Source organism: Streptomyces ochraceiscleroticus (assembly GCF_000720485.1).
Taxonomy (GTDB): domain Bacteria; phylum Actinomycetota; class Actinomycetes; order Streptomycetales; family Streptomycetaceae; genus Streptomyces; species Streptomyces ochraceiscleroticus.
The window spans coordinates 86,667-94,737 of sequence record NZ_JOAX01000029.1; the positions used below are offsets into that span (position 1 = coordinate 86,667).

At 71.4% G+C, this 8,071-nt stretch carries 8 protein-coding genes; 3 read left to right on the forward strand and 5 right to left on the reverse strand.

All coding sequences use genetic code 11. From position 1 onward, the window contains the following. Nucleotides 1-55: 55 nt before the first annotated feature. Nucleotides 56-1,471, reverse strand: coding sequence for a four-carbon acid sugar kinase family protein (locus tag IG84_RS0130595; protein ID WP_107054000.1), 1,416 nt, complete (start codon nucleotides 1,469-1,471; stop codon nucleotides 56-58). Between the two features lie 82 nt (nucleotides 1,472-1,553). Continuing rightward, nucleotides 1,554-2,357, reverse strand: coding sequence for a DeoR/GlpR family DNA-binding transcription regulator (locus IG84_RS0130600; RefSeq protein ID WP_245659659.1), 804 nt, complete (start codon nucleotides 2,355-2,357; stop codon nucleotides 1,554-1,556). 261 nt (nucleotides 2,358-2,618) lie between these two features. On the opposite strand from IG84_RS0130600, the gene IG84_RS0130605 reads away from it, so the two are divergent. Then, nucleotides 2,619-3,572 (forward strand): LLM class flavin-dependent oxidoreductase, encoded by a 954-nt coding sequence (locus tag IG84_RS0130605; RefSeq protein ID WP_031064183.1) that lies wholly within the window; start codon nucleotides 2,619-2,621, stop codon nucleotides 3,570-3,572. Between the two features lie 26 nt (nucleotides 3,573-3,598). Further along, nucleotides 3,599-4,753: a questin oxidase family protein gene (locus IG84_RS0130610; protein WP_245659660.1), complete on the forward strand. Its 1,155-nt coding sequence runs from the start codon at nucleotides 3,599-3,601 to the stop codon at nucleotides 4,751-4,753. 75 nt (nucleotides 4,754-4,828) lie between these two features. Here IG84_RS0130610 and IG84_RS42695 read toward each other — a convergent pair whose 3' ends face one another. The 3 genes from IG84_RS42695 to IG84_RS0130625 form a co-directional block, all read right to left on the reverse strand. Continuing rightward, the gene (locus IG84_RS42695; protein ID WP_281179391.1) at nucleotides 4,829-4,960 is read right to left on the reverse strand and encodes a hypothetical protein; all 132 of its coding nucleotides are present in this window, start codon (nucleotides 4,958-4,960) and stop codon (nucleotides 4,829-4,831) included. 20 nt (nucleotides 4,961-4,980) lie between these two features. Continuing rightward, nucleotides 4,981-5,679 carry a chorismate mutase gene (locus IG84_RS0130620; RefSeq protein ID WP_245659661.1) on the reverse strand — a complete coding sequence of 233 codons (699 nt, stop codon included), beginning with the start codon at nucleotides 5,677-5,679 and terminating at the stop codon, nucleotides 4,981-4,983. 85 nt (nucleotides 5,680-5,764) lie between these two features. After that, nucleotides 5,765-6,463 carry an alpha/beta fold hydrolase gene (locus IG84_RS0130625; RefSeq protein WP_031064190.1) on the reverse strand — a complete coding sequence of 233 codons (699 nt, stop codon included), beginning with the start codon at nucleotides 6,461-6,463 and terminating at the stop codon, nucleotides 5,765-5,767. Nucleotides 6,464-6,601: 138 nt separating this feature from the next. Here IG84_RS0130625 and paaK point away from each other — a divergent pair, with 138 nt between their 5' ends. After that, nucleotides 6,602-7,963, forward strand: a complete 1,362-nt coding sequence (gene paaK / locus IG84_RS0130630) for a phenylacetate--CoA ligase PaaK (protein WP_078649585.1) — start codon at nucleotides 6,602-6,604, stop codon at nucleotides 7,961-7,963. Nucleotides 7,964-8,071 lie beyond the last annotated feature (108 nt).

Consider the following 8,071-nt stretch of genomic DNA (forward strand, 5'->3'; position numbering starts at 1 on the left):
GGTGCCTGCAAGCGACTGGCGACGTACTGACGAACGACAGCGTGAACACGAAGAGTTACGGTGCGGCCGCTTCCGGGTATGCCCGGGATGGGGATCTACCGCCGTGCGCAATCGGGCGCAGCGTTCCGTTCGATTCCCTCCCCCCGCCCTCCCCCTCACCCCGTTCCCGCTCCCACCCCCGCAGCGCGTCGCGCATACAGGCCACGCGGAGGTGGTCCAGGCAGTCGCGGGCCGCGTCCGGGCCGCCGATCAGGCCGCCCTTCGTCGCGAAGTGCAGGCCGTCGTGCGGCCCGCCCACGAGGTGCCCGGCCACGGCGAGCGGCAGCACCTCGGCCTCGATGGCGAACCCCTCCGCGCCAAGCGCCGCGGTCACGGCTGCCGCGACGTCGCCGCCCGACGCGTACAGCCCGCCCGGCCGCAGTTCGGTGACCGCGCGCCGGGCGGTCTCGGACAGGGCGTGGAGGATGCGTTCGGCAGCGCGCGCGTTCGGTACGGGGCGCGTGGGGCCGGTCGCGACCCGTACCCCGAGTACGGTCGCCCCTTCGTCGGCCGCGGTCCGCAACGCACGCAGTACCGCCTCGGGTTCGGGATCTTCGGGGTCGAGCTCGGTCCAGACGGCGCCCAGTTCCGACGCGGCGCGGTCGAGCTGCTCGCCGGTGCGCTCGGTGATGCTGCCGACCACGGCGAGGACGCGCGGCGGCTCGGCGCCCCGCGGCCGGATGCCGAGCGCGGCACTGTACGCGGCGCCGAACGGACCCGAGTCCAGTACGGCCCACCGCACCCCGTCCTCGGCGGCAACTCGAGCCGCGGCCGCGGCGATCGTGTGCAGATGGGCGTTCTCCGTGGCGTCGCCGATCACGATGTCGGCGGTGACCGCGCGCAGCGCCGCGACGACCTCCTCGATGCCCGCCTCCACGACGTCCAGCGGGAGTTCGGCCGTGGTCCGGCTCGTCTGCTCGCCGAGCAGCGCGGCCACGCGGGAGTGCCGTACCGGGTCGAAGGGGTCGCTGGCGACGGCGGTACGGGTGAGCGGTACGCCGTCGACGAGGTGCAGCCCGCCGACGGTGGTCCGGCCGGCGTCGGGGAAGGCGGGGACGGCGAGGACGCGGGTGGGGGCAGTTCGGGCCGTGGTGGGGGCTGGTTCCGGCCGCTCGTCGGCTGCCGCGGCCAGGGTGTCGAGTACCGCGTCCAGCTCCCGGCCCGGGTTGCCGCGCAGTGTGGTGTCCACCCGCTTGACGACGAGCGGGACCGGCCCGGCGGCCGCGACGACCGCCCGTACCGCGTCGTACGCGCGCCCCGCCGGCCAGTGCCGGGACCCGGTGTTGACGACCAGGACGTCGGCGCGGCCGGCGAAGCGGCGTACCTGCTCCAGCGTGCTGACGGTGACCGCGCGCAGCCCCAGCCTGGCGTACAGCGCGCCGGTGGCATTGCTTCCGGTGAGATCGTCTCCGACGACGAGGACCTGCGGCACGGCGCCTCCCGAAACGAGCGAATCGCGCATCCCAAGATGCGCGTTTGCGTCACTTCAGCCTTGGCCACCGGACGCGGGCGCGTCAATACGTGTGCACCGCCGAGACGTTCCACCGCTGCTCTTCGTATGCCGCGAGCGCCGCGGCGCCGGCCGTGGTCATCAGTCCGGTACCGGGAGGCATCGCCGCCCAGTAGGGGAAGGCGGGTCCCAGGAGACCGGCGTCCTCGCCCCCCGAAGGCGCGCTGCCGAGCTTGGAGTGGTCGGCGAGGACCCAGGAGGCCCGCGCGCACTCCGCCATCGCCTCCTTCAGCGCGGCCTGTTCGTGGTCGGGGCAGTTGATGCCGCGCCGCGCGTCCAGCCCGTCGACGCCGAGGAAGACCAGATCCGGCGTGATGCCGCGCAGCTCGCGCAGCGTACGGGCGCCCAGCAGCGCCTCGTTGGGCCGGCGCAGCCGCCCGCCGAGGACGACCAGCTCCACGTCCGCGTCGGCCAGTTCGAGCAGCGTGGAGAGCCCGTTCGTGACCAGCGTGACGTCGGTGCGGTCGCGCAGCTCGTGCGCGACCCCCGCGACGGTCGTCCCCGCGTCCAGCAGCACGACGTCGCCCGGCCGCACCAGCTCCGCCGCCGCCCGCGCGATCGCGGCCTTCTCGGCGCGCTGCACGCCTTCCTTGTCGCGCCAGGACCGCTCCGGGAGGCGGTGGTCGACGGCCCCGCCGTACGTACGCGTGATGCGCCCCCGGTCCGCGAGGCTGGCCAGATCCCGCCGTACGGTCGACAACGAGACGCCGAACTCGGCCGCCAGCCGGTGCACGCTGACGTCGCCCTCCCCCAGCAGCTCGACCATCCGTCGCCGCCGCTCCCGCGTCCCCGCCCGCTCCCCGTTCATCAACTGCCCTCCGTAGCCGTCACCTTGCGGTCCGCCGCCCGGTGACCTCGACTCCGTCTCAAAGTTGCGCACATCGCGCAAGTCGAGACTAGCAAGGCGGCATGACGCCCGACACCGCTCGGTTCAGATTCTGATTGACATCGATATGTCATTCCCTCACAGAGACCTGACATGGGAATCCTTGACCCCCTGCCGTGACCGGCAGAAGCTATTTCACGTGCTGTCCATGCGCGCCGTGTTCCACGGAAGGTGACAACAATAATGAGGATCGGGCTCCTCTTTGATCTGCGTAATCCGGCGCAATGGCATCGGCCGTGGGCCGACCACTATGCGCGTACGCTGGAATTCTGCGAGGAAGCCGATCGACGCGGCATCGGGGGCCTGTGGTTCACCGAGCACCATCGCTTCGAGGACGGTTATTTGCCGCAGCCACTCACCTTCGCGGCGGCCGCCGCGGCGCGCACGAAGCATGCGCGCATCGGCACCTCGGTGGTCGTACCGGCGCTGCGGGCGCCCGCTCATCTGGCCGAGGAAGCAGCACTGGTCGATCTGATCAGCGGTGGCCGGCTGGAACTCGGCATCGGCGCCGGATACCGAGTGCCGGAATTCCAGCTTTTCCATCTCCCGCACCAGCGCCGGACCACGCGCGCCGGGGAAGCCGTGGCAGAAGTACGCCGGCTGTGGAGCGAGAAAGTCGTGACCCCGCTGCCACTTCAGGATCCCGTACCGATATGGGGCGGGTTCTACGGTCCACGCGGCGCGCGGATGGCAGGCAGGCTCGGCATGGGATACCTGCATATATCCCGCACCATGTTCGAGCACTACCTGACCGGACTCGGCGAAGCCGGACACGATGTGAGCACAGCGCGGGTCGGCGACCTCGTGCCCATGGTGCTGGCGGACGATCCCGAAGCCGCCTGGGTGCGGATCGCACCACACCTGGCCCATCAGAAAAATACCTATCGGCAGGGCTGGTCGGAGGGCAGCGGCCGGCCGAAGCTGCCGTGGCTGGAGCCGGACCCCGCCTCCGGCGAGCTGCGCGAGCTGCTCGATGTCCTTACTCCGGACCAGGCCGCACAGCGGATCAGGGCGATGACGCGGGGGCTGCCCGTGGAGCACCTCATCTTCTGGGCGAGCATCGCCGGGATGCCCGACGACCTGATGCTCCGCCACATGGAACTCCTCATCGAAGAACTCGCCCCACTGCTCTCCTGACAAGCCGTCCACGTCACCGACATGCCGTGGATGCCACCGATATCCGAGAAAGCCGGAAGAGGAGATTCCCCGTGGTTACCTATTTCGATGCCGTCAATGAAGCGCTGGAGCGCCTGGACGATTTGGGATACGAGCGCGGCGACCGCAACGAACTGGTCAATCACGGCCCGATGGCGTCCGAGGTGCTGGCCACCCTCGGTCACGGTGATCAGATCGGTACGTGGGTCGAGGTCTACCGCGCCAAACCGCATCACGACAGACCCGCGCCTTTCCTTCCCCTCGACGCGTCGGACGAAGGCTCCTGGCGCTCCGCTCTGGGTGATTTCAGCCGGGCGGGCGACTGGGAGCAACTGTTCTTCCGTGAACTGACCGACGCACCCTGGCGCGACGTGCTCGTCCGATGGTGGCCGCGCCTCATCTCCGGCCTCCTGGCGGGTATTACGCACGGTGCGATCCGAACGGCGCACGCCGTGCGCAGCCTGTCCGGCACTCCGCAGCCGAGTCGGGCCCAGCTCACCGAACTCGCGCGCGGGCTCGCCTATTGGGCGGCCCGTTACCGCACCCTTCCTGGGGAGGCCGACTTCCGGGGAAAGGCCGACTTGGCTCAGGCCGTGGCGGACATTCCTCGCGAGCAACTGGCGGCGTTCCTGGCCCCGCCGAAGGCGAGGGTGATCTCACGGGACAGACTCGACCGGATCTCCGAGATCCCCGGATACACCGAAGCGCTGCACGCCGTGGCTCCGAAGGACCCGCAGTTGCTCCTGAGCGAGATGACGGCCGAGTTCGCCGGTCTCTACCTCGTCCACACCGAGATCTATCCCATTCCGCTGCTGCACGGCGTGACGCTGCCTGCCGCCGTCCGGATCGTCCTGCCCCACCTTCCGCCGGCAATGCGGCTGCCGACGGTTGCCGCCGTCTGGCAGCTCCATGTGGCGCTGCTCCTCTCCTTCACCGGCGGTCGCCGAGGCGAGGACACGGCGCGCGAGGCCGCGCTGGAAACCGAGGTCCCGCCCTTCGGCGAGCTGATCGCGCGCGCCGTGGAGCACAAGGACGAGCACGTCATCAAGTTCACCGAGGCGTGTCTGCGCGAGAACGGCCTGCGTCCCGATCCCCGCTACGCCGCCGCGGTCCAGGCCGCCCAAGCGCGCATTCCGACGCCCGAGAGCGGCCTCATTCCGTGACGTCCTCGGAAGCGCACGGGCTCCGGCGCGACGCCGTGGCGGCCACAGGCAGTACGCCATCCACTGTGTGCGGGTTCAGGTGTGCTGTCGCCAGACGAGTGCGGCGGCGGCCAGCAGCGTGACGGCCGCGATGTCGATCCGTGCCACGCGTCTCGTCGCGTTGTTGAGACGCGGTGCGGAGTGCGCGAGAAGTACGAACGATCCCATGCTGATCGCCCCTGTCGGGTTCAGGGTTCGGAGACGTGGTCGCATACGGAGCGCACGGCGCGTGCCAGGGCGATCGTGTGCAGCGGATCCAGGTGTTCGTCCCGCACGACATGTGCCGAGGTGACGGTCAGGACAGGGATGCAGGACGGGGAACGGCGTGCGGGCGCGGAGTCGGCGATGGCGCGTACGAGGCCCTCGTTGATGCGGTTGATCTCCTTGCGGACCTCGTTGAGGTCGGGGCGCGTGGTGGGGGCCTGGGCGGGATCGGCGGCCCAGCGGCGGTGCAGACCGCGCTGCACGATCTTGTTCGCCTCGATCTGGTCGCGGAAGACGGCCACCGTGCGGTCGGGGTCGGCACCCAGTTCGCGGGCGCGCTGGGCCACCGCGTCGAGCACCTGCTGCTCCCGCGCCGGGTCGTCGATGGGGCTGCCGGTGCCCCACTTCGCCGCCGCGACGAGGTCGGCGGTGGCCAGCCGCTCGGCCGACAGCGCGGCGATCGGACGCAGCGCAGCGTACTGGCCCGGATGCGAGGCGTACGGACCCGGCTGCGAGGCGTACTGGCCCGGCTGCGCGGCCGACGGAGCGGCGTGGGCCGCCGGGGCCGCGACCGCGCCGGGCGCTCCGGTGCACAGGACGGTCGCGGCAGCGGCGGTGACCAGCGCGCGGCGGATGAGGACGCGCCGCGGTGCACCACGGCGGGCGGGACTGCTGAGAGGCACGGATTGCCCTTCTCGGTCGGTTGGGCGTATCGCCTTGTTCTACTCGATCAACGACCGTTCGGGCTACCGGGGCCGGCTCTCCGACTCACCCCTCCCGCGCCAGGAACCCCCGTACCGCTTCGAGGAATTCGCGCGGCCGCTCCTCGTGGACGAGATGGCCGGCGCCGTCGATCGTGACCAGTTCGGCGTGCGGGATCAGCTCCGCCATACGGGCCAGGTGCTCCTGCGGGATGTGGCTGTCGGCGCCGCCGCCGATCACCAGCGTCGGCGCGGTGATCCGCGGGAGGCCGTCCCACCAGCCCGGGTCCGGCGCGTTCCGCTCCGCCACCACCGCCGCCTTCGCCGCCCAGTCGAACGCGGCCGGTCCGGGCGGCGCTTCCGGCACCTCCTGCGGCGGCTCGGCGGGCAGCGGCGGCGCCGCCTCCTCCAGGACCAGCCGGGCCACCAGTTCGGGCCGCTCGGCGGCCAGCAGCAGCGCCGTCACCGCGCCCAGGGAGTGGCCGATCAGCGTGACCTCGTCGAGCCGCAGCTCCCGGAGGAAGCCGATCGCATCGTCCCGCCACCGCTCGAAGCCGTACTCGCCGGGCCAGTCGCTCTGCCCGTGCCCCCGCTGGTCCAGCGCGTACACCCGGTGGGTGGTCGCCAGCTGGCCGACCACCCCGCGCCAGTCCTCACCGTCCTCGCCGAGGCAGTGCAGCAGTACGGCCGGGGGCGCGTCCGCCTCGCCCCACGCCCGGTACGCCAGCTCGACCCCGTCCACCTGCACCTTCTGTACGTCCGCCATGGGCCGAAGGTACCCGCGGCGGCACGGTTCGAGACCCTTGACGTGTTCGCCGCCCGCTGATTACTTGATTTCGACACCGGCCACCGAATGATCGGTCGGCGTCCGGGTGACCGGTACGGACACGGGCGGTGCATGCGGATGGCAGGAACACCGGACAGGCCGAAGGCTCCGGAGACGTACACCTACGAGGCCACGGCGACGAATGCCTGTGCCGCGGCGGCGTACGACGATGCCGAGCGGCTGACGCGTGAGGAGCTGCGGGCGCTCCAGCTCGAGCGGCTGCGCGCCACGCTGCGGCACGCGTACGACCAGGTGCCGTTCCACCGCGCGTCCTTCGACAAGGCCGGCGTGCGTCCCGAGGACTGCCGTACCCTCGCCGACCTCGCGCACTTCCCCTTCACCTGCAAGGACGACCTGCGCGCCGGCTACCCCTTCGGGATGTTCGCGGTGCCGGAGTCCGCCGTACGGCGCATCCACGCGTCCAGCGGGACCACGGGCCGCCCGACCGTCGTCGGGTACACCGAGCACGATCTGTCCGTCTGGGCCGATGTGGTGGCCCGGTCGCTGCGTGCCGCCGGTGCCCGTCCCGGCCACAAGGTGCACGTGGCGTACGGATACGGGCTGTTCACCGGCGGGCTCGGCGCGCACTACGGTGCCGAGCGGCTGGGCTGCACGGTCATCCCCGCCTCCGGCGGCATGACGGCCCGCCAGGTGCAGCTCATTCATGACTTCCGGCCCGAGATCATCATGGTGACGCCGTCCTACATGCTCACCCTCCTGGACGAGTTCGAACGGCAGGGCATCGATCCACGGACGACCTCCCTCCAAGTGGGCGTCTTCGGGGCCGAGCCGTGGACCGAGGAGATGCGCCGCGAGATCGAGGAGCGGATGGACATCCACGCGGTCGACATCTACGGCCTGTCCGAGGTGATGGGGCCGGGCGTGGCGCAGGAGTGCGTGGAGACCAAGGACGGGCTGCACGTCTGGGAGGACCACTTCTTCCCCGAGGTCGTCGACCCGGTCACCGGCGCGGTGCTCCCGGACGGTGCGGAGGGCGAGCTGGTGTTCACCTCCCTCACCAAGGAGGCCATGCCGGTCGTCCGCTACCGGACGCGCGACCTCACCCGGCTGCTGCCGGGCACCGCGCGCCCCGCCTTCCGCCGGATGGCCAAGGTCACCGGGCGCTGCGACGACATGATCATCCTGCGTGGGGTGAACCTCTTCCCCGCGCAGATCGAGGAGATCGTGCTGCGTACCCCGGGGATCGCGCCGCACTTCCAGCTTCGGCTGACCCGTGAGGCCCGGCTGGACGAGCTGACCGTACGGGCCGAGGCCCGCCCCGACGCGACCGCCGAGCAGCGCACGGCCGCGGTGGACCGGATCGCCCGCGCCGTGAAGGACGGTATCGGGGTCACCGTGGCGGTCGAGATCGTCGCCCCGGAGACGCTGGAGCGCTCGGTCGGCAAGATCAAGCGCATCGTCGACCTCCGGGACGCGTGACCCGGGCTTCTCCGATGCCTGGCCTGGCCTGGCCCGACGTGACCCGAGCTTCTCCTGGGGCTTCCCCTCCCCCCCCCCCCCCCCCCCCCCCCCCCCCCCCCCTCTTTT

Bases quoted from the DNA above. Each gene is read 5' to 3' on its own strand.
- IG84_RS0130600 (WP_245659659.1), bottom strand. From the start codon at position 2,357: ATGAACGGGGAGCGGGCGGGGACGCGGGAGCGGCGGCGACGGATGGTC.
- IG84_RS0130625 (WP_031064190.1), bottom strand. From the start codon at position 6,463: ATGGCGGACGTACAGAAGGTGCAGGTGGACGGGGTCGAGCTGGCGTAC.
- IG84_RS0130605 (WP_031064183.1), top strand. From the start codon at position 2,619: ATGAGGATCGGGCTCCTCTTTGATCTGCGTAATCCGGCGCAATGGCAT.
- paaK (WP_078649585.1), top strand. From the start codon at position 6,602: ATGGCAGGAACACCGGACAGGCCGAAGGCTCCGGAGACGTACACCTAC.
- IG84_RS42695 (WP_281179391.1), bottom strand. From the start codon at position 4,960: ATGGGATCGTTCGTACTTCTCGCGCACTCCGCACCGCGTCTCAACAAC.